At 70.1% G+C, this 21,252-nt stretch carries 13 protein-coding genes; 6 read left to right on the top strand and 7 right to left on the bottom strand.

The features are described from left to right. Positions 1-256: 256 nt before the first annotated feature. The gene (locus BR39_RS0114530; RefSeq protein ID WP_029913244.1) at positions 257-2,464 is read left to right on the top strand and encodes a DEAD/DEAH box helicase; all 2,208 of its coding nucleotides are present in this window, start codon (positions 257-259) and stop codon (positions 2,462-2,464) included. A gap of 151 nt (positions 2,465-2,615) precedes the next feature. Here BR39_RS0114530 and BR39_RS0114525 read toward each other — a convergent pair whose 3' ends face one another. From BR39_RS0114525 to BR39_RS0114510, 3 genes are all read right to left on the bottom strand, one after another. Further along, entirely contained in the window at positions 2,616-3,794 is a 1,179-nt protein-coding gene (locus BR39_RS0114525; RefSeq protein WP_029913242.1) for an NAD(P)/FAD-dependent oxidoreductase, read from the bottom strand. A gap of 184 nt (positions 3,795-3,978) precedes the next feature. Beyond that, a complete protein-coding gene (locus tag BR39_RS0114515) occupies positions 3,979-5,802 on the bottom strand; it encodes a methyl-accepting chemotaxis protein (protein ID WP_051695730.1) in 1,824 nt (607 codons plus the stop codon). Positions 5,803-5,889: 87 nt separating this feature from the next. Continuing rightward, positions 5,890-6,696 (bottom strand): alpha/beta hydrolase, encoded by an 807-nt coding sequence (locus tag BR39_RS0114510; protein WP_051695726.1) that lies wholly within the window; start codon positions 6,694-6,696, stop codon positions 5,890-5,892. A 121-nt stretch (positions 6,697-6,817) separates the two neighbouring features. On the opposite strand from BR39_RS0114510, the gene BR39_RS0114505 reads away from it, so the two are divergent. Together BR39_RS0114505 and BR39_RS0114500 are read left to right on the top strand one after the other, a co-directional pair. Then, complete coding sequence (locus BR39_RS0114505; RefSeq protein WP_029913237.1) at positions 6,818-8,134, top strand: Hsp70 family protein; 1,317 nt, start codon at positions 6,818-6,820, stop codon at positions 8,132-8,134. Positions 8,135-8,258: 124 nt separating this feature from the next. Then, entirely contained in the window at positions 8,259-9,482 is a 1,224-nt protein-coding gene (locus tag BR39_RS0114500; RefSeq protein ID WP_051695724.1) for a glycosyltransferase, read from the top strand. Here BR39_RS0114500 and BR39_RS0114495 read toward each other — a convergent pair. The 4 genes from BR39_RS0114495 to BR39_RS0114475 all read right to left on the bottom strand — a co-directional run bounded on the left by BR39_RS0114495 (position 9,376) and on the right by BR39_RS0114475 (position 15,684). After that, complete coding sequence (locus BR39_RS0114495) at positions 9,376-10,290, bottom strand: family 43 glycosylhydrolase (RefSeq protein WP_029913233.1); 915 nt, start codon at positions 10,288-10,290, stop codon at positions 9,376-9,378. The genes BR39_RS0114500 and BR39_RS0114495 overlap by 107 nt on opposite strands. A gap of 4 nt (positions 10,291-10,294) precedes the next feature. After that, positions 10,295-11,434, bottom strand: a complete 1,140-nt coding sequence (locus BR39_RS26190) for a heme-binding protein (RefSeq protein WP_081916811.1) — start codon at positions 11,432-11,434, stop codon at positions 10,295-10,297. A gap of 111 nt (positions 11,435-11,545) precedes the next feature. After that, entirely contained in the window at positions 11,546-14,233 is a 2,688-nt protein-coding gene (ppdK, locus tag BR39_RS0114480) for a pyruvate, phosphate dikinase (RefSeq protein WP_029913231.1), read from the bottom strand. Positions 14,234-14,544: 311 nt separating this feature from the next. Next, on the bottom strand, positions 14,545-15,684 hold the full coding sequence (locus BR39_RS0114475; RefSeq protein ID WP_231499473.1) for a carbohydrate porin: 1,140 nt from the start codon (positions 15,682-15,684) through the stop codon (positions 14,545-14,547). A 228-nt stretch (positions 15,685-15,912) separates the two neighbouring features. Here BR39_RS0114475 and BR39_RS0114470 point away from each other — a divergent pair, with 228 nt between their 5' ends. From BR39_RS0114470 to BR39_RS0114460, 3 genes are all read left to right on the top strand, one after another. Next, complete coding sequence (locus tag BR39_RS0114470) at positions 15,913-17,721, top strand: methyl-accepting chemotaxis protein (protein WP_029913227.1); 1,809 nt, start codon at positions 15,913-15,915, stop codon at positions 17,719-17,721. A gap of 47 nt (positions 17,722-17,768) precedes the next feature. Further along, the gene (locus BR39_RS0114465; protein ID WP_231499472.1) at positions 17,769-19,454 is read left to right on the top strand and encodes an ATP-binding protein; all 1,686 of its coding nucleotides are present in this window, start codon (positions 17,769-17,771) and stop codon (positions 19,452-19,454) included. 88 nt (positions 19,455-19,542) lie between these two features. Then, entirely contained in the window at positions 19,543-21,177 is a 1,635-nt protein-coding gene (locus tag BR39_RS0114460; protein ID WP_029913223.1) for an NAD(P)/FAD-dependent oxidoreductase, read from the top strand. Positions 21,178-21,252 lie beyond the last annotated feature (75 nt).

Here is a 21,252-nt window from a genome sequence, read left to right as displayed (position 1 = left end):
CCGGGGTCAGGCGCGACCATTCCGCCGCATCGCAGCATTCTTTCCCCGGCGCCCTTGCTTTCCGGACCGTTTTGGCCTCCTTAGGCCGCCCATCTGACCGCCTTTCGTCGCGCCTCATCGGCATCCCGGCGAAAATGGTCTACTTTCTGAAGATATTGACCAAGAAGCACGGTCCGTTTGGGGGTCGTCATTTGGTCGTGGTGCGGGCCGCGCGCTTTTGTGTGTGCGCCGTCCGCTTGAACGAACTGGACCCCGTATGCCCTTCCCCGCCTCCCACCCCGCTCTTGAGCGGGCTCTCGCCGCTCAAGGTTACGCCGAGCCCACCCCCGTCCAGGCCGCCGTGCTGGACGCCGACGCCGCCGACCGCGACCTGCTGGTCAGCGCCCAGACTGGCTCGGGCAAGACCGTCGCCTTCGGCCTGGCCGCCGCCCCCACCCTGCTGGGCGAAGCCGAAACCTTCGAGCGCGCCGCGGCGCCGCTGTGCCTGGTCATCGCCCCGACCCGCGAACTGGCCATCCAGGTGAACCGCGAACTGACCTGGCTCTACGCCGAGGCCAAGGCCGTGGTCGTCAACTGCGTGGGCGGCATGGACGCCCGCCGCGAGCAGCGCGCCCTGAACTACGGCGCCCACATCGTCGTCGGCACCCCCGGCCGCCTGCGCGACCACATCGAACGCGGCCACCTGGACCTGTCGGAGCTGAAGGTCGCCGTCCTCGACGAGGCCGACGAGATGCTGGACATGGGCTTCCGCGAGGACCTGGAGTTCATCCTGGACGCCGCGCCCAAGGAACGCCGCACCCTGCTGTTCTCGGCCACCCTGGCGCGCGACATCGTGCAGCTGGCCAAGAGCTATCAGAACGACGCCATCCGCATCGACACGATCGGCCGCAACGAGCCGCACCGCGACATCGAATACCGCGCCGTGCGCGTGGCCCCCAACGAGGTCGAGCACGCGGTCGTCAACCTGCTGCGCTATTTCGAAAGCCCCGGCGCCCTAGTGTTCGCCAACACCCGCGAAAGCGTCCGCTCCCTGCACGCCAAGCTGCGCGAGCGCGGCTTCGACGTGGTGGGCCTGTCGGGCGAGCTGAGCCAACGGGAACGCGCCGACGCCCTGCAGGCCCTGCGCGACGGCCACGCCCGCGTCTGCGTCGCCACCGACGTCGCCGCCCGGGGGCTGGACCTGCCCGACCTGGGCCTGGTCATCCACGCCGAACTGCCGGTCAACAAGGCCACCCTGCTGCACCGCTCGGGCCGTACGGGCCGGGCCGGCAAGAAGGGCGTCAGCGCCCTGGTCGTGCCCTACACCCGCCGCCGCAAGGCCGAGCAGCTGCTGATGGCCGCCGGCGTCGAAGGCCAGTGGGGCGGCGCCCCGACCGCCGACGAAATCCGCGTGAAGGACACCGAGCGCCTGCTCGACGATCCGATCTTCTCGGAGGCCTCGAACGAGGACGACGCCGGCCTGGTCGCCGCCATGCTGGAGCGGCGTACGCCGGAAGAGCTGGCCGCCGCCCTGATCCGAGCCCGCCGCGCCAAGCTGCCGGCACCGGAAGAAATCTACGACGACCCGCGCCACGGCGCCGACCCGGGCCCGCGCGCGCGCGCCGATCGCGGCAATGACCGCTTCGCCGACCGCGAGCCTCGGGAGTACGGCGACCGTCCGGAACGCGAGCCGCGCGCCGACATGGCCAACTCGGCCTGGTTCCGCCTCAACACCGGCCGCCGCAACAACGCCGACCCCAAGTGGCTGATCCCGCTGATCTGCCGCCTGGGCCACATCACCAAGAAGGACATCGGCTCGATCCGGATCTTCGACTACGACACCAAGTTCGAGATCTCGGCCGAGGCGGAAGTGAAGTTCGGCGCCGCCGTGCAGTCCACCGTGCGCGACGACGTGACCATCACCCCGACCACGGCTCCGGCCGCCCGCGAGGCCGGTCCGCGCCGGGAATACGCGCCGCGTCCGCCGCGTGACGACAACGACGCCCCGCGCCGTGACTTCAAGCCGCGCGCGCCGCGTGGCGACGACGACCGAGGCCCCCGCGCCCCGCGTCCGTCCTCGTTCGGCGCCGACGGCGTCAGCAACGCCAAGCCTTACGCCCGCAACGAAGAGCCCAAGCGCGACTACAAGCCGCGCGACCGGGACGAGGCGCCGAAGCGGGACTTCAAGCCCCGCGCCGAAGGCCCCCACACGGGCGCCCCGAAGCGCGAGTTCAAGCCGCGTGACGAAGCCCCGCGCGCCTATGCCGAGGCCGCCCCGCGCCGCGCCCCGCGCACCGACCGCGAGAGCGTGCCCTACGATCCGGCCGCCGCGCCGGAAAAGCCGTTCCGCAAGCCGCGCGTCGATGCGGGCGCCGGTCCCGCCAAGCCGTTCAAGGGCCCCAAGCCCTTCAAGGCCAAGGGTGCGTTCGGCGCCAAGCCCGCCTTCGGCAAGAAGCCCGGCAAGGCGCCGTTCAAGAAGAAGTAGGCGAGCGCGTAGGGGGTGATCACTTGCCCCCTACGGACCGCTTCGCGGTCGTCTTCCCCCGCAGGGGGAAGAGCGCCAGCACGTGAAGGCACCGCCCCCTACGGGGGCGGACAGGCGGCGAAGCCGCCAGGTGGGGGCAAGTCGGCGGCTACTAGACCGTCTGCCCCGCGCACCACCCCGACGCCCAGGCCCACTGGAAGTTATAGCCGCCCAGCCAGCCGGTGACGTCCACCACCTCGCCGATGAAGTAGAGCCCCGGCGCCGCCTTGGCCTCCATGGTGCGCGAATCCAAGCCGTCGGTGTCGACGCCGCCCAGGGTCACTTCCGCCGTCCGGTAGCCTTCCGACCCCACCGGCTTGAACGTCCAGGCGTTCACTGTCGCGGCGACGCCGCGCAGCAGCACGTCCGAGCAGTCGGCCATGTTGCCGTACGCTCCAGCGTCTTCGGCGATCAGCTGGGCCAGGCGCTTGGGCAGCATCTCGGCCAGCACCGTCGACAGGGCCCGCTTGGGCGTGGCCGTCCGCGCCGTGCGCAGCGCCTGGAAGACGTCGACGCCCGGGGCCATGTTCACGCTGATCTCGCCGCCCTCGCGCCAGTAGGACGAGATCTGCAGGATCGACGGCCCCGACAGGCCGCGATGGGTGAACAGCATGGCCTCCGCGAACTTCGTCTTGCCGCTGGAGACCACCGCGTCCACGGCCACGCCCGACAGCGGCGCCAGGCGCTCCAGGGTCTTCACCTCGAAGGTCAGGGGCACCAGGGCCGGACGGGTCTCGACGATGGCCAGGCCGAACTGCTGGGCGATCTCGTAACCCAGGCCCGTCGCGCCCATCTTGGGGATCGACTTGCCGCCCGTGGCGACCACGACCGAGCGGCAGGTCACCGGACCGTTCGAGAAACCGACCCGCCAGCCCTCCCCGTCCCGGGCCACGCCCTTGACCTCGGTCTCCAGGCGCAGCGTGACGCCGGCCTTGTCCATCTCGGTCAGCAGCATCTCGATGATCTGCTTGGCCGAGCCGTCGCAGAACAGCTGGCCCAGCGTCTTTTCGTGGAAGGCGACGCCGTACTTCTGGACCAGCGCGATGAAGTCGCTGGGCCGATAGCGCCGCAGGGCCGAGACGCAGAACTTCGGATTGGCCGACAGGAAGTTGGCCGGCGCCGTGTTGACGTTGGTGAAGTTGCAGCGACCGCCGCCGCTGATGCGGATCTTCTCGCCCGGGGCCTTGGCATGGTCGACGACCAGCACCTTGCGGCCGCGCTTGCCCGCCTCGATGGCGCACATCATGCCGGCCGCGCCGGCGCCCAGCACCACGACGTCGAAGTCTTCCAAGGCGATCGCCCTCTCTATTGAGGGGCGTATCGACAGGAGGCGGGCCGGGAAGTCAATGCGCCGGCGGTCAGACCGGCGTCGGCTCGTTCAGTACGAAGACGCCGATGCCGATCAGCAGCAGGACCAGGCCGCACCAGATCGACACCGCGATCCACCGGGCCCTGGTAAGACGGCGGGCCATCGCCTAGCCCGCGCGCCGCATCGGCTGGGCCGAAGCGGAACCGCCGCTGACCTGGAAGCGGCTCATCATTTGCACCAGGCCGCCGATCTCGGTCTTCAGCGCGTGGCTGACGGCGGTGGCCTGCTCGATCATGGCGGCGTTCTGCTGCACGCCCTGGTCCATCTGGTTCACGGCCGAATTGACCTCGTGCAGGCTGGTGGCCTGCTCGCCGGCCGAAGCGGCCAGTTCCTTCACCAGGGCGTCGATCTCGCCCACCTTGAACACGATGCCTTCCAGGGCCTCGCCGGTCTGGCCGACCAGCTTGACGCCCTGGCCGACCTGGCCGGCCGAGGTCGAGATCAGGGTCTTGATCTCCTTGGCCGCCTCGGCCGAGCGCTGGGCCAGGGCCCGCACTTCCTGGGCGACGACCGCGAAGCCGCGGCCCGCGTCGCCGGCCCGGGCGGCTTCGACGCCGGCGTTCAGGGCCAGCAGGTTGGTCTGGAAGGCGATTTCGTCGATCACCCCGATGATCTGGCCGATCTGCTGCGAGGACTGCTCGATGCCGTTCATGGCCGCGACGGCGTCGCGCACGACGTCGCCCGAACGCTCGGCGTCCTCGCGGGTCGAGCCGACCACGCGGGCGGCGTCGTTCGCGCCCTGCGAGGCGCGGCGCACGGTGGCGGTGATCTCGTCGAGAGCCGCGGCGGTCTCTTCCAGGCTGGCGGCCTGTTGCTCGCTGCGGCGGGCGGTGTTGTCGGCGGCGGCGGTGATCTCGTCGGAGCTGCGGCCGATGCCGCCGACCGCCGTGAGGATCTGGCCCATGGCCTGGTCCAGGTGCTCCATGGCGCCGTTGAAGTCGGTGCGCAGCTGGCCGTAGCCCTCGGGGAATTGATCGACCACGCGGACGGTCAGGTCGCCGCGCGACAGGCGCGCCAGACCGGCGGCGATGCGCTCCATGACGAAGGCCTGGTCGTCGGCCGCGCCCTGGCTGGCCGCCTCGTTGCGGCGACGCTCGTCCTCGCTGGCGGCGCTGATCCGCTGCTGCTCGGCCTCGGAGGTCCGCAGGGCCACGGCGTTGTCCTTGAACACCTGGACCGCGCGGGCCATCAGCCCGACCTCGTCCTTGCGGCCGGCGCCGGCCACTTCGACATCGACCTCGCCCTGGGCCAGGGTGGTCATGCTGCGCGACAGCGAGGCCAGCGGCCGCGAGATCTTGCGCGAACCGATCCACAGGGCCAGGCCCATGCCGCCCAGGGCGGCGACCAGACCCAGCACCATGGTCGTCAGCGCGCCCTGGTTGGCCTTCTTGTTGGCCGTCGCCACCAGGGCGTCGGTCTCCACGTGATAGCCGTCGCCCCAGGCCTTGGCGTCCTTGGACAGGCTTTCGATGGCCGGATCGAGGGCGGAGAGGCGCGCGATGGCACCGGTGTCATCATTGGCCAAGCCCAGGTCGGCGGCGGCGCGGCCGTCGGCGTAGAGGGCGTCGATGCGCTGGCGGAAACCGTCGGCCACCGGGGCGATGCTCGGGTCGGCCTTGACCATCTTGTCCAGGCTGTCCTTGCCCTCGGCATAGACCTTGTCGAGTTCCTTGGAGGCCGATTGGGCGGCTTCCGACGTCCCTTCATAGGTGACCACGCGGTGGGCGGCGTGGCCCATCATGCTCAGGCGGCGGCTGAAACGGGCCGACTGCACCTCGGCCGGCGAGCGATGCTCGACCAGGATGCGCGTGGCGTCCTGCAGGCTCTTCTGCTGCCAGACGCCCATGCCCGTACAGCCGAGAACGGCGACGGCCAGGACGGCGGCGGGCAGCAGAACCTTGGTCGAGATCTTGAGGTCGTCGAGACCCATGGCTTCCCCCGTCAGGCCTGAGCGCAAGAACACACGCGGCCCAGTCATCTTTACGGGAAGTCTTTGCCCGACCGCGTGAAAGACGGGTTAACGCGGGGGAAACAGCCAGGGCAGGCCGGCCTTCGCGGACGGGTCGTAGATCGTGGAATGATGCTCCTTGGGCATGGGGTCGTAGCGCCACAGCAAACCCTTGGGCGGCTTGGCTTTCAGCGCCGCCACGACCCGGTCGACGCCCGCCTGCATGGTCGTGCCCTCGTCGCCGATCGACAGGTAGAGGCGACGTCCGCTGAACTTCCCCTTGGCCAGCAAGGCGGAGGCCTCGCGCGACAGGCTCTGGTCGTCCCACCACAGGCTGGGGCTGGCGGCCAGATAGGCGTCGAAGGCCTGGGGCTCGCGCAGGAAGGTCTCGACCACGAACAGGCCCGCCAGGGACTCGCCGATCAGCCCCTTCTGTCCGTTGACGCGATAGCGGGCCTTCACCCACGGCTGCAGTTCGTCGACAAGGAAGCGGCGATACGCCGCGGAGCCGCCGGACTGCGGCAGCAGCTTGAGGTCGTCGGCGAAGGTCGCCGGGTGGGTCAGGTCGTGCTTGCGGTCGACGCCTTCGATCCCGACCACGATCATCGGCGCCAGCGTCCCGGCGGCGATCATCTGGGCGACGAAGTCGGTGATCTTGGGGAAGTCCTCCTGAACCGTGCCGCCGTCCAGCAGGTAGAGCACCGGGTACTTCCGCTTCGACCCGGCGTAACCGGGCGGCAGGGCGATATTGACCCGGCGCTGGCCGCCCAGCACGCGGCTGTCGACCATGAAGGTCCCGTCCGGCGTCACCGCGCGGGCCAGGGAGGGAGCGAGGGCGGCGACGGCCGCGGCGGCGAGGAATCGTCTGCGATGCATGCCTAGACCTTAGCCATGGGACACGGGTCGCCAAGGCCTTGCCGTCGAAACCGCCCTCCCGCGCTTGACGCCAGCGCCTGGAGGGTTAGGAACCCTGCCCTCCTCCCGCCCAGGCTTTCCCATGACGTCCCCTCAAGCGACGATCGGCATCGATTTCGGCACGACCAACACCGTGGTCTCGATGACCCATGGCGACGGCCCGGCCACGCTGGTGAAGTTCCCGACGGCCGGCGGCGACATCTTCGCCTTCCGTTCGGCGCTCAGCTTCCACGCCCTGATGGGCGCGGGCGGGCGTCCCAACACCCTGGTGACCGAGGCGGGGCCGTGGGCGATCGAGGCCCATGTCGAGGACCCGCTGGAGACCCGCTTCATCCAGTCGTTCAAGACTTTCGCCGCCAGCGCCGCCTTCACCGAGACCAAGATCCTCAACAAGCGCTACCTGTTCGAGGACCTGCTGTCGGACTTCCTGCTGAAGCTGCAGGGCCACGGCGGCGCGGCCATGGAGAACCTGCCCGCGCGGGTGATCGTCGGCCGCCCGGTGACCTTCGCCGGCGGCAATCCCGACGAGGCCCTGGCCCTGGCGCGCTACGAGGCCGGCTTCAAGCGCCTGGGCTTCACCGACATCCGCTACGCCTACGAGCCGGTCGGGGCGGCGTTCTTCTTCGCCCGCCAGCTGAAGCACGACGCCACCGTGCTGGTCGCCGACTTCGGCGGCGGCACCAGCGACTTCTCGATCGTGCGGTTCGAGCGTGAAGGCGGCAAGCTGCGCTCCACCGCCCTGGCCCGCTCGGGCGTCGGCGTGGCCGGCGACGCGTTCGACTACCGGATCATCGACCAGCTGGTCTCGCCGGAACTGGGCAAGGGCAGCCTCTACAAGGCGTTCGACAACCGCCTGCCGATCCCGCAGCGCTACTACACCGCCTTCGCCCGCTGGGATCAGCTGGCCCTGCTGCGCGCCTCCAAGGACATGCGCGACATCCGCGCGCTGGAGCGCACGGCCGTGGAGCCGGAGAAGATCGCCCGCCTGATCGAGGTGCTGGACGACAATCACGGCTACGCCCTCTACCGCTCGGTCTCGGCGCTGAAGGAGGCGCTGTCCAGCCAGGACGAGGCCAGGTTCCGCTTCGAGGCCGGCTCGGTGCTGATCGAGAAGGACGTCAAGCGCGCCGACTTCGAGGGCTGGATCGCCCCGGAGCTGAAGGCCATCGAGACGGCCGTCGACCAAGCGCTGGAGCGTTCCGGCCTGGGCCCGGACGGCGTCGACCGCGTGTTCCTGACCGGCGGCAGCTCGTTCGTCCCGGCCGTCCGCGAGATCTTCCTGCGCCGCTTCGGGGCCGCCAAGATCGAGAGCGGCGGCGAGTTCGAGTCCATCGCCTCGGGCCTGGCCCTGATCGGTCGCGAGGACGACCTGGACCTGTGGAGCGAAAAGGCCGGCTGACCCGGCCTCACCGCCGGATTCCGATTTGTTTCCCTTCCGCAACAAATCCTTCCGGTTCCCCCGCCTCGGCGACGTCTAGCCCATACGGCGCGTGTTGCGCCGCAGGTCGGGGGACCTCTCGGATATGGGCGACAACGCGCGCACGATCGCGATCGTGCTGCATGACCTGCCGTTGGGCGGTTCGGAACGGATCGCGGTGCGGCTGGCCAACCGCTGGGCGGCGCTGGGACGGCGGGTCACGCTGTTCTGCGGTTCGCGCCAGGGCCCCCTGGCCGACCTGATCGGCGCCGAGGTCGAGGTGGTCGAGGCCGACCCGCCGATTCCGCGCGGCCGGGGTTCGCGCAAGGCCCTGGGCAAGGCCACGGCGGCGTTCGTCGCCCAGCGCCGGCCCGACATCCTGTTCGTGCCCGGCAACTATCACTGGCCGGTCCTGCCCGGCGTCGACGCCCTGCCCGCCGATCAGCGCCCCGGCGTGATCGCCCAGATCGGCACCCCGCTCTACCGCCACGGCCGCAACGCCCTGGCCCAGATCCCCTACAATCTGAAGACCCGCTTCCAGCTGCGTCGCATCGACCGGGCCATCTCGCTGTCCGACAGCATGACCGACGACGCCAACCGCGCCCTGGGTCGCCGCGTCACCCAGTGCATCCGCCTGCCGGCCCTCGACGACGACGACCACGCCTTCGTCCCGCCGGCCGAGGGCAAGCTGATCCTGGCGGCGGGCCGGCTGGTCAGGGAAAAGGGTTTCGACGTCGCCCTGCGCGCCTTCGCCCTGCTGGACGATCCCGACGCCCGCCTGGTCATCGTCGGCGAAGGCGAGCGCCGCGCCGAACTCGAGGCCCTGGCGCTCGAGTTGGGCGTCGCCGGCCGCGTGCACCTGCCGGGCTACGTGCCCGACATCCGCCCCTGGCTGGAGCTGGCCCGCACCTTCCTGCTGACCTCCTGGTACGAGGGCTATGCGGCGGTGATCGTCGAGGCCCTTGGCGCGGGACGGCCGGTGGTCAGCACCGACTGCACCCCGGCGGCCCGCGAACTGCTGGGCGACAGCCATAACGGCCGCGTGGCGCCGATCGGCGACGCCTTCGCGCTGGCCGAGAGTCTGCGCGCCGTGCTGCAGGCCCCCGCCCCCGATCCCCGCGTCCTGGCCCGCGCGGTCGACGCGTATCGGCTGGGACCGATCGCCGAAGCCTATCTCGACGTGTTCGACGCCGTGGTCGCCAAGCGCGTCGGCCCGGCGACGGTCAAGCGGTTCGCGCCCTTTTCCGGACGCGCTTTGCCCATTCCCATCGGACGTCCAGCGCCAGCGAGCGCGGCGAGACTTCGAAGCGCTTGGCGTCGATCAGCGTGACGGGCCCGGCGGCCGACAGGGTGTGCAGCCCGTCGGTCAGCTTGCCGAAAGCGGGCGGCGGGGCGATCGGCGCGTCCGCATCGGCCTCGAACCGGTCCGGCGTCAGGATCGTGACCCGCAGCGCCCGGATCGCGCCGCCGTAGGTCCGGCGACAGTCCTGCATCGGCAGCACGATCGCCCCGTCGACGACGATGGGCGTGCCGCCCGGCCGCGAACTGGAAGGGTCGAAGCGCACGGGATTGCCCGGATGCGGCGTCCAGGGACCGGTGATCCGGTCGGCCCAGGCCACGTGCAGAGCGCTGACCTTCTCGGCCTTGGTCGTGGCCGGGGTGTAGAACAGCCACCACCGCCCGTCGTGGAACACCGGGGTGGCGTCGATGGCGACCTGGTCCAGTTCGATCGTCCCGACCGGCGTCCATTTCGTCGGGAACGCCTCGGCGCGGTACAGGGTCAACCGCCCCGACTTGTGCGCTTCCGGCAGCATGTAGGTCTCGCCGCCCTCCTCGATGATGAAGGGGTACGACAGGTGCCAGGGCTCCTTCAGCGCGGGCTCGCGGCTCAGCAGCTGCAGGTCCGCGTCGAAGGTCAGCACCTCGATGGCGCCGATCCGGTCGCGATAGTCGTAGATCTCGGCGAACACGTAGAGCCGTCCGTCGCGCCAGACGCCCATCGGATCGGCGAGGAAGCGCAAGGGACCGGGATCGGGGATCCAGGTCACCGGGTGCTCGGCCAGGGCGCCCGGCTTCAGCAGATCGGCCATCGGCGCGCGGACCAAGCCGACGCGCCACATGTCCTTCACCACGCCCATGGGCTCAGTTCACCTTGCCGGCGAACCTGGCCAGGGCCTCGCGGGCGCAGGCGTCGGCGGTCTCGTGGGTGGTATCGGCCACCGCCAGGCCGCCCACCAGCTGGCCGCCCATGTGCAAGGGCAGGGAGCCGGCGTGCGGGTTCAGCCGGTCGGGCTCGGCCTTGATCAAGGCGGCGAAGGCCGGATCGGTCTTCTCGCGCGGCTCCATCACGCTGCCGGGGGCGTCGAACTGGACGGCCGTGGCCGCCTTGCGCGGCGCGGCGACGGGCGGCTTGGGGCTGGCGGGCGAGCGCAGCACGACCAGCGGATTGCCCTTGTCGTCGACCACGGCGGCGCTGACCGCCGCGCCCTTGGCCGCGCAGGCGTCGACGGCGGCCCGCGCCAAGTCGACCGAGAGCGGCAGGTCCAGGGCCGGGGCGGCGAAGGCGTCGGTGGGGACCACGCTCGCCAGTCCGGCCAGGGTCATCATCAGCGCCGTCGCGGTCGCCCGGACCGGACGCACCACCGCCACCAGCCAGCCGCCGCCCCAGGGCGTGTTGACCGCCGCCTCGTCCAGCACCTGGCCCAACCGCTTGAGCCGATGCCACAGCCGCAGGGGCTTGAGCGCCAGCCACATGGTCAGGCCCACGCCGCCGTCGGGCTTCAGGTTGGGGGCGTAGTGGGCGACCAGGTCCTCGACCTCGCCCAGGTGCTCGATGCATTCGGAGAACACGACCACGTCGAAGGCCTCGTCGCTGCGGAAGGTGCGACCGTCGCCCAGCAGCAGCTCGACCTGCCCCGCTGCGCGCTCGGCCGACAGGCGCTCCAGACCCTTCTCGACGGCGGGGGCGGAGAAGTCGACGCCGACATAGCGGGCCGGCGCATGGGCGCGGAAAGCCTCGAACAGCACGCCCTCGCCGGCGCCGATCTCCAGGATACTGGGATTGGGCCAGCGGTCGGCGATCATGGCGGCCAGCAGGCGATGGTGGTGACGCTGGTCCGAGCGGGCCAGGCGATCGTAGACGCCGTCGCGGTACTCGCGGTCCCACTTCTCGACCGGGGCCGCGACGATGGGCTTGTGGCGCTTGCGCATGAACAGCTCACCGACCCACGGCCGGTCGAGCGAGACCATTTCCACGAACCGCCGCCAGCGCAGATAGGCCATGCTTCCCCCCGAATATCCTCGATACCCGGATAGGCGCCGACCGGCCCGCTGTCCAGCGTCCCTAGGCTGTCATCGCCGGGCGGGATCGGACCGCCCGGCGATGGAAAGGCCTCAGCCCTTGTTGGCCAGGGCCGCCTGGGCGGCGGCCAGCCGGGCGATCGGCACGCGGTAGGGCGAGCAGGACACGTAGTCCAGGCCGACCCGCTCGCAGAAGTCGATCGAGGCGGGGTCGCCGCCGTGCTCGCCGCAGATGCCCAGCTTGATTCCGGGACGCGCCGCGCGGCCGCGCTCGGCGGCGATGCGGATCAGGTCGCCGACGCCGTCCTGGTCGAGGCTGACGAAGGGATCCTTGTCGAAGATGCCCTTCTCGATGTAGGCGCCCAGGAACTTGCCGGCGTCGTCGCGGCTGATGCCGAAGGTAGTCTGGGTCAGGTCGTTGGTGCCGAAGCTGAAGAACTCGGCGTTGGCCGCCAGGTCCGCGGCCCGCAGGGCGGCGCGCGGCAGCTCGACCATGGTTCCGACCGTGTACTGAAGATCGACGCCCTGCTCTTCCAGCACCGCCTTGGCGGTGCGGTCGGTCAGATCGCGCAGGTACTTCATCTCCTCGCCCTTGGTGACCAGCGGGTGCATGATCTCGGGCACGGGCGCGGCCTTGCCCGACTTGGCGATGTCGCAGGCCGCCTCGACGATGGCCCGCACCTGCATCTCGTAGATTTCAGGATACGACACGCCCAGGCGGCAGCCGCGATGGCCCAGCATCGGGTTGGTCTCGTGCAGCTCCTTGGCCCGGCGCATCAGCTTGGCGGCGTCCAGGCCCGTGGCGTCGGCCACCGCCTTCACGTCTTCTTCCGTATGCGGCAGGAATTCGTGCAGCGGCGGGTCGAGCAGGCGGATGGTGACCGGCAGGCCTTCCATGATCGTGAACAGCTCGACGAAGTCGGCCTTCTGGAAGGGCGCGATCTTGGCCAGGGCGGCGCGGCGGCCGGCCTCGTCGTCGGCCAGGATCATCTCGCGAACGGCCGCGATCCGAGTGTCGTCGAAGAACATGTGCTCGGTGCGGCACAGGCCGATGCCCTCGGCGCCGAAGCCGCGGGCGGTCTGGGCGTCCAGCGGGGTCTCGGCGTTGGCGCGGACCTTCAGGCGGCGGACCTGGTCGGCCCAGCCCATCAGGGTGGCGAAGTCGCCGGTCAGCTCGGGCTCGATCATCTTCGGCGCGCCGTTGAGGATCTCGCCGGTCGAACCGTCGATGGTGATGGTCTCGCCCGCCTTGAAGTCGCGGCCGCGCACCCGGAACAGGCCTTCCTTGGGGAAGATCGCCACGTCGCCGGCGCCGCTGACGCAGGCCCGGCCCATGCCGCGCGCCACGACGGCGGCGTGGCTGGTCATGCCGCCCCGGGCGGTGATGATGCCCCGCGCGGCGTGCATGCCGTGGATGTCCTCGGGGCTGGTTTCCTCGCGCACCAGGATCACGGCTTCGCCGCCGGCGGCGGCTTTCTCGGCCGCCTCGCTGTCGAACACGATCTTGCCGGTGGCCGCGCCGGGCGAGGCCGGCAGGCCCTTGGCGATCAGCTCGCGGTGGGCGGTGGGGTCGATGGTCGGGTGCAGCAGCTGGTCCAGCGAGGCCGGCTCGACGCGGCCGATGGCCTCCTCGCGGGTGATCACCCCTTCGGCGGCCATGTCCACGGCGATCTTCAGGGCGGCCTTGGCCGTGCGCTTACCGCTGCGGGTCTGCAGCATGTAGAGCTTGCCCTGCTCGACCGTGAACTCGATGTCCTGCATGTCGCGGTAGTGGCGCTCCAGCGTCTCGACCACGGTCTTGAACTGGCCGAACACCTCCGGCATGGCCTCTTCCATCGAGGGGGCGGTGTCGCCCATCTCCTCGCGGGCCGCCTTGGTCAGGGACTGGGGCGTGCGGATGCCGGCCACCACGTCCTCGCCCTGGGCGTTGATCAGGAATTCGCCGTACAGGCGGCCATCGCCGTTCGAGGGGTTGCGGGTGAAGGCGACGCCCGTGGCCGAGGTCTCGCCCATGTTGCCGAACACCATCGACTGGATGTTGACGGCGGTGCCCCAGGCCTCGGGGATGTCGTGCATGCGGCGATAGAACTTGGCCCGGTCGTTCATCCAGCTGGCGAACACCGCGCCGATCGCGCCCCACAGCTGCTCCTGGGCGTCCTGCGGGAAGGGCTTGCCCAGGGCGTCGCGCACCGCGGCCTTGTAGTCCTTGATGACCGCGGCCCAGTCGTCGGCCGTCAGGGCCGTGTCGACGGTGACGTCCAGGCGGTCCTTGTGGTCGTCGAGGATCTCCTCGAACATGTGGTGCTCCAGGTCGAGCACGACGTTCGAGTACATCTGGATGAAGCGGCGATAGCTGTCATAGGCGAAGCGGCGGTCGCCCGAGAGCTTGGCCAGGCCCTCGACCGTCTCGTCGTTCAGGCCCAGGTTCAGCACCGTGTCCATCATGCCCGGCATCGAGGCCCGGGCGCCCGAGCGCACCGAGACCAGCAGCGGGTTGGCCACGTCGCCGAACGTCTTGCCGGTCAGGGTCTCGACCTTGGCCAGGCCGGCCTTGACCTGGTCGGCCAGCTCGGTCGGGTACTGTTTGCCATTGGCGTAGTAGTGGACGCAGGCCTCGGTGGTCACCGTGAAGCCTGGCGGGACCGGCAGGCCCAGGGACGACATCTCGGCGAGATTGGCCCCCTTCCCCCCCAGCAGATTCTTCATCTTGGCGTCGCCGTCGGCGCCGCCTCCCCCGAACGAATAGACCCACTGCGTCTTCGTCAGCGTATCAACCGGCATTTCTTGTTCACCCTGCGATAGTGAAAAGCCGGCGGCTCTCTTTTGGAACCGTCCTGGCCTGGGACAATGAGCGTTAACGCCCATCCCGCACTGCAATATCCGGGCGTTCAGTAGCACCTTGTCAAAGAACCCGTCCACCGACGGTTTTCCGTTCGCAGTCTAAACCGAAATTTCGGCAAATTCTTCCAATGACAACGTTGTCCTGTTCGAGATTTGCGCGAATACCCGCGTGATCGAACACCGTCCCGAGTCTTGGGTGGCGCCGAACGCGTCGCGCCTCGCCATGCTTAAGCTGGCGGGCGCGGATCTTTCTAGAACAGGTTGATGGTCAACCGCAGTGCGGCCACAACCACGGTTTCGGCGTCCCGATCCCCGCCGGCGCGGCGGATGAACTGCAGGTCGGGCTGCAGGGCCACCCGGGGCGAGACCTTGTCCGAATAGGTGATCTCGACGCTGGATTCGGCGTCGGCGGGCGTCACACCGGCGTCCAGGGTGTTGGCGCGCTGCTTCGACGACAGCCGGCCCTGCTCCATCCCGATCGAGAAGGCGCTGTCGGGACGGGAAGCGAAGACCCGCTCGACCAGCACGCCGGCCTGCCAGCCCGAACTGAACGGCGTGGTGTCGCCGTCCGAGAAGCCCAGACGCGCGAAGCCGCGCACGGATCGTCCGCTCTCGCCGCCGTCGACGAACGGATATTCAGCCAGGACGTAGCCGCCGCGCGCCTTGCTCAGCGCCGGATCGCCGTTGACGTCCAGCGCGCGCAGGTCGGCCTGGCGTTCGGTGTAGAACCACCCGCCGGCCGCCAGCCGCCAGCTGTCGCCGAACGCGGCCTCGGCGATGATCAGGGCGCCGTTGTCGAAGCTGGTCGACGGGCCGTCCGGATCGCCGACCGTGCCGGCATGGGCGTTGAGCGCGGCGGCCTGGAGATAGGCGCCCTTGCCGCCTTCGATCCTGGCGCGGACGGCCAGGGCCGTTGAGGGGAAGATCGACGGGCCGTTGGGTCCGGTCGAGGCGAACTCCGAACCGATGCCGAACGGCGGCGCCAGCAGCAGGCCCGAAGCCTCGGTCGAATAGAACTCGCTGTTGAGGTCGTAGAGGCCGGCCAGCACCGAACCGTGGTCGCCGGCGAACTTGGACTGGACCCACAGCTCGTAGAGCCGCGCGCGCGGCCGGGCGACTTCGATGTTGTCGATCCCCTGCAGCGTGCCGGCCAGGTCGTTGGGCGCGCCGCCGCTGTTGTTGAGCAGGTAGCCGTGCACCGTCGCGCCGCGCCAGCCGATCAGCTTCTCCAGGTCGCCGTCGACGATCACGTCGAGATTGTCCAGGGCCCGGCCGGCGTGGGCCGTTCCGCCGCGCACCGTCCCGGCGACGTCCGCCGTATAGGTGACCTCATGGGTCCAGGCGCCTTGCCCGGCCTCGGTCTGGGCCAAGGCGGCCGAGCTCGCGGCCACGCCAATTGCGAATGCCGCGCATGAACAGATTGAATGGATCGAAGTCATGGTTCTGCCCCGTGAACACGAGGACAAGTACCCAGAGGCCCTGAAGCACCCCTTAAAGTTCTGGAGGCGCGGCTTTTTGTCTCAGTTCGACGATTTAACACGACTGACGCGAATGGCGAAGACGCCGTTAACCCCACTGGCGGAACATGTTCGCACTTGGATACGACGCAGGGGTCGGCAATGCTTCGGACGATCAACCACAAGGTCATGGGCGCGGGCGCGGCCGTCATGGTGCTGTGCACCGCCAGCGCCGGCGCGGGCCTGTGGTCCACCACGCGTCTGGACGCCGCCCTGCGCGACGCCAACGTCTCGGCGGCCGTGCTGCGCAACCACATGGAAGCCGACATGATGCACGACGCCCTGCGCGCCGACGTCCTGTCGAGCCAGCTGTCGGACGACACCGGTTCGGGCGTCGACATCGCCGAGACCCGCAAGGACCTGACCGCCCACGTCGCCAACTTCCGCAAGGCGATCGCCGACAACGACGCCCTGGCCACCGACCCGGCCAGCCGCGCCGCCCTGGCCGAGCTCAAGGCCCCGCTCGACACCTACATCAAGTCGGCCGGCCAGATGGTCGACCTGGCCGCGACCGACCGGACCCAGGCCATCGCCGCCATGCCGGGCTTCATGAAGCAGTTCTCGACGCTGGAAGGCGCGATGAGCCAGGCTTCCGACAAGATCGAGGCGGCCTCGAACGCCGCCGCCGTCCGCGCCAATGCCGTGGCCCGGTTCTCCGAGATCCTGATGACCGCCGCCGTGGCGGCCGGGATGATCTTCGCCGGCATCCTGATCGTGATCTCGCGCGCCGCCATCGTACGGCCGGTGCTGAACCTGGCCAACGACATGCGCCGCCTGGCGGCCGGCCAGAACGACATCACCGTCTCGGGTTCCGGCCGCGCCGACGAGATCGGCGAAATGGCCAAGAGCGTCGAGGTGTTCCGCCAGTCGGGCATCGAGCGCGCCCGGCTCGAGGCCGAGGCCGCCGGCTTCCAGCAGGAGCTGGACCGCAAGCTGCGCGACATGGAGGCCGCCTTCGAGCTGGCCGGCCGCGAGCAGAAGGCCGTCGTCGACGTCATGGCCAAGGGTCTGTCCAGCCTGGCCGGCGGCGACCTCTCGACCCGCATCGCCGCCCAGGTGGCCAGCGACTACATCGCGCTGAAGAACGACTTCAACGCCGCCGCCGAGGGCCTGGAGAACGCCATCCGCACGATCTCGGGCGTCGCCTCGCAGATCGGTTCGGGCACCCAGGAGATCGCCCAGGCCTCCAACGACCTGTCGCGCCGCACCGAGCAGCAGGCCGCCAGCCTGGAAGAGACCGCCGCGGCCCTCGACGAGATCGCCGCCACCGTGCGCCAGACCGCCGACGGCGCCACCCGCGCCACCACCGAGGTCGCCTCGGCCCGCACCGACGCCGAGCGCTCAGGCCAGGTGGTCGGCCATGCCGTCGCGGCCATGGGCGCCATCGAGGATTCCTCGCGCCAGATCACCCAGATCATCGGCGTGATCGACGAGATCGCCTTCCAGACCAACCTGCTGGCCCTGAACGCGGGCGTCGAAGCCGCGAGGGCCGGCGACGCCGGCCGCGGCTTCGCCGTCGTCGCCCAGGAAGTGCGGGCCCTGGCCCAGCGCTCGGCCGAGGCGGCCAAGGAGATCAAGACCCTGATCTCGACCTCCACCCAGCAGGTCGAGACCGGCGTGGACCTGGTCGGCCAGACCGGCGAGGCCCTGGGCCGCATCGTCGGCCGCGTGGCCGCCATCGACGACCTGGTGCGCCAGATCAGCTCATCCAGCCAGGAACAGGCCTCAGGCCTGGCCGAGGTCAACACCGCCGTCAACCACATGGACCAGGTGGTGCAGCAGAACGCCGCCATGGTCGAACAGGCCACCGCCGCGACCCATTCGCTGAAGGGCGAGACGGCCCAGCTGGTCTCGCTGGTCGGGCGCTTCAAGATCGGCAGCGAGCGCGAATCCCTGCGGATGGCGGGCTAAACGGTCGCTGCGGCCAAGAGCCGCGTACGCCGCCTGTGGCGCGGAAAATGAGCTATGCCGGAGGCATGGCGTGGCTCAATCCCCCTTCCCTGACGCGCGGGTTGCGGTCGATCCACTGGATCGTCGGAGCCAGCATCATCCTGGTCGCCGTATCCGTGGTGGGCAGCCTGGTCCTGATGCTGTTCGCCGCCCGCTCGCTGGACCACATGGAAAGCCAGGACGAGCACGAGCTGGTCCAGCGCACGATCCAGCGCGACCTCAACCGCATGGCCCGCGACCTGACCTCGGCGACGGTCTGGGACGACGCCGCCCAGGCCATGGGGCCGCCCGTCGACCGAACCTGGGCCGACGTCAATTTCGCCGAGTACTACCACCAGTACTTCGGGCACGACCTGACCTTCATCGTCCGCGACGGCCAGGTGATCTACGGCTCGCTGGCCGGCGCGCGGGTGTCGGCGATGGCCCTGGGCGCCCTGCCCCACGACGCGGCGCCGCTGATCGCCGGGGTCGCCGCCAAGGCCCGGACCGCCCACGCGGCCAAGCGCTTCAGCCTCGAAGGTTCGACCTCGAAAGGCGGCCTGGTCCGTTCCGGCGACGAGATCTACCTGGTCGTGGCCGCCGACGCGATCGCCGAGACCCCTCGCATGGCCCAGCTCACCCAGGACATCCCGCCCGCCGTGGTCGTCACCGCGCGCCGGGTCGGCGCCGGCTACACGCGCGGCCTGCAGAACGACCTGGGCATCGAGGGCCTGACCCTGAGCGCCGCGACCGCTCCCAGCGTGTCCAGCGTGCCGCTGATCGACATTTCCGGCCGCCCGGTCGGGTCCCTGACCTGGCCGGCGCGCGATCCGGGCATGTCGCTGCTGAAGGCCGGAGCGCCCTGGCTGGCCCTGGGCTTCGTCATCCTGGCCGCCGCAGCGGTCGTGCTGCTGCTGCGCGTCGCCGACGCCCTGAACAAGCTGGCCGCCAGCCAGCGGGCCATGATCGCGGCCAAGGAAGAGGCCGAGGCCGCCAACGCCGCCAAGACCCAGTTCCTGGCCAATATGAGCCACGAGATCCGCACCCCGCTGAACGGCGTGCTGGGCATGACCCAGGTCATGCAGGCCGACCAGTTGCCCGAGCGCCAGCGCCACCGCCTGGACGTGATCCGGCATTCGGGCGAGGCGCTGCTGACCCTGCTCAACGACATCCTCGACATGGCGCGGCTGGAAGGCGGCGGGGTCCGGCTGCGCGCCGAACCGTTCGAGCCGGCCGCCCTGGTCGAGGCGACCTGCGCCCTCTTCTCCGGCGCCGCGGCCAACAAGGCCATCGCCCTGTCGTTCGACCTGGCCACCGGCTGCGAAGGGACCTGGATCGGCGACCCGATCCGCCTGAGTCAGGTGCTGGGCAACCTGGTCGCCAACGCCGTGAAGTTCACCCGCCAGGGCTCGGTGCGGATCGTCGTGTCGCCCACCGAGACCGGGCTGCGGTTCGAGGTCCGCGACACCGGTCCGGGCATCGCGCCGGAGCACCGCCCCAGGCTGTTCAAGATCTTCTCCCAGGTCGACGGCTCCTTGACCCGCGCCCACGAGGGCTCGGGCCTGGGGCTGGCGATCTGCCACGACCTGGTCGCCCTGATGGGCGGCGTGATCGGCGTCGACAGCGTCCCGGGCCGCGGCTCGACCTTCCATTTCGACGTGCCGCTTCAGCGCGCATGGGTCGAGCGCCCCGCCCTGCGCGTGGTCGGCGGGTAGACAGGGATGGACTGCCCCTAGGGCAGTTCCGTAGCCTCCACTCCACCGGTCGCCCTCAGGGGCGGAAACAAGAACCGGGGAGGAAACCATGGCGTCAGTAACGACCGCGAGCGCGGCCGCTCGCGAAGCCGTCCGCACTCCCGCCCACGCGCCGCTGGACGCCGTGGTCGTCGGGGCCGGCTTCGGCGGGCTCTACATGGTCCACCGGCTGCGTCAGGCCGGCCTTTCGGTCCAGGGCGTCGAGGCCGCCGGCGACGTCGGCGGCACCTGGTGGTGGAACCGCTATCCCGGCGCCCGCTGCGACATTCCCAGCCTGCTCTATTCCTACACCTTCTCGGACGACCTCCAGGCCGAATGGCGGTGGACCGAGAAGTACGCCACCCAGCCCGAGATCCTGGCCTACGCCCGGCACGTAGCCGACCGCTTCGACCTGCGCCCGTCCTTCCTGTTCGAAACCCGCGTGGTCTCGGCGATCTTCGACGAGGACGCCAAGCTCTGGCGGGTGACCACCGACAAAGGCGACCAGATCACCGCCCGGTTCTGCGTGATGGCCACCGGCTGCCTGTCGGCCCCGCGCGGCCTGGACCTGCCCGGCGCCGAGACCTTCCGGGGCAGGACCCTGGTCACCGGCCTGTGGCCGCACGAGCCCGTCGACTTCACCGGCAAGCGGGTGGCGGTGCTCGGCACCGGTTCGTCGGCGGTGCAGTCTACGCCCCTGATCGCCGAGCAGGCCGACCAGGTCTACGTCTTCCAGCGCACGCCCAACTACAGCCTGCCGGCCCTGAACGCTCCGCTGACCGACGAGGAAGTGGCCGGCTTCCGGGCCAATTTCCCGATGTATGTCGAGCTGCTGCGCAGCGGCCAGCCGCCCCTGCCCATCCCGCCGGCCGACTACGTGCCCTCCGACGAGGAGCTGAACGCCCTGGTCGCCCAGCTTTGGAACGGCTGGGGCCTGATCTCGGCCGTGCAGATCCCCAACATCGTCCGCGACGAGCGGTGCAACCAGGCCGCCGGCGACTTCGTGCGGGCCCGGATCGCCGAGACCGTCAAGGACCCGGCCCTGGCCGACAAGCTGACCCCGCGCGACTTCCCGATCATGACCAAGCGCGCCTGCGTCGACACCGGCTATTACGAGACCTTCAACCGCGACAATGTCGAACTGGTCGACCTGCGCGAGACGCCGATCGAGGCCATCACCCCGACGGGCGTGCGCACCAGCCAGCGGGAATACGCCGTCGACGTGATCGTCAGCGCCCTGGGCTTCGACGCCATGACCGGGGCCCTGCTGCGGATGGACATCCGCGGCCGTGGCGGTCGTCCCCTGGCCGAGGCCTGGGCCGAGGGTCCCAAGACCTATCTGGGCCTGGCCGTGGCCGGCTTCCCCAACCTGTTCACCGTCACCGGCCCGGGCAGCCCGTCGGTGCTGACCAACGTCCTGACCGCCTGTGAGCAGCACGTGGACTGGATCATGGACGCCATAGCCCACGTGCGGAGCACCAACGCCGCGACCCTGGAGGCGACCGCCGACGCCCAGGAGGATTGGGTCGCCCACGTCAACGACGAGGCCGACAAGACCCTCTTCCCCCGCGCGGCCTCCTGGTACATGGGCGCCAACATCCCGGGGAAGCCCCGGGTGTTCATGCCCTATGTCGGCGAAGGCTATAAGATCCACTGCGACAAGGTCGCGGCCGAGGGCTATCCGGGATTCGCGCTGGGGTCCTGAGTCCGGGACCCGACTTAGGTGCGACTGTTTCGCAATTTAATTTGACCTGACGTCCCAGGCGTGACTGAACACGTT

Source organism: Caulobacter sp. UNC358MFTsu5.1, from assembly GCF_000712075.1.
Taxonomy (GTDB): Bacteria; Pseudomonadota; Alphaproteobacteria; order Caulobacterales; family Caulobacteraceae; genus Caulobacter.
This window is presented reverse-complemented; position numbering and strand designations above follow the sequence as displayed.

Coding starts and splice junctions, on each gene's coding strand:
- ppdK (WP_029913231.1), bottom strand. CDS start 14,233: ATGCCGGTTGATACGCTGACGAAGACGCAGTGGGTCTATTCGTTCGGG.
- BR39_RS0114470 (WP_029913227.1), top strand. CDS start 15,913: ATGCTTCGGACGATCAACCACAAGGTCATGGGCGCGGGCGCGGCCGTC.
- BR39_RS0114495 (WP_029913233.1), bottom strand. CDS start 10,290: ATGGGCGTGGTGAAGGACATGTGGCGCGTCGGCTTGGTCCGCGCGCCG.
- BR39_RS26190 (WP_081916811.1), bottom strand. CDS start 11,434: ATGGCCTATCTGCGCTGGCGGCGGTTCGTGGAAATGGTCTCGCTCGAC.
- BR39_RS0114505 (WP_029913237.1), top strand. CDS start 6,818: ATGACGTCCCCTCAAGCGACGATCGGCATCGATTTCGGCACGACCAAC.
- BR39_RS0114500 (WP_051695724.1), top strand. CDS start 8,259: ATGGGCGACAACGCGCGCACGATCGCGATCGTGCTGCATGACCTGCCG.
- BR39_RS0114465 (WP_231499472.1), top strand. CDS start 17,769: ATGAGCTATGCCGGAGGCATGGCGTGGCTCAATCCCCCTTCCCTGACG.
- BR39_RS0114510 (WP_051695726.1), bottom strand. CDS start 6,696: ATGCATCGCAGACGATTCCTCGCCGCCGCGGCCGTCGCCGCCCTCGCT.
- BR39_RS0114530 (WP_029913244.1), top strand. CDS start 257: ATGCCCTTCCCCGCCTCCCACCCCGCTCTTGAGCGGGCTCTCGCCGCT.
- BR39_RS0114515 (WP_051695730.1), bottom strand. CDS start 5,802: ATGGGTCTCGACGACCTCAAGATCTCGACCAAGGTTCTGCTGCCCGCC.
- BR39_RS0114460 (WP_029913223.1), top strand. CDS start 19,543: ATGGCGTCAGTAACGACCGCGAGCGCGGCCGCTCGCGAAGCCGTCCGC.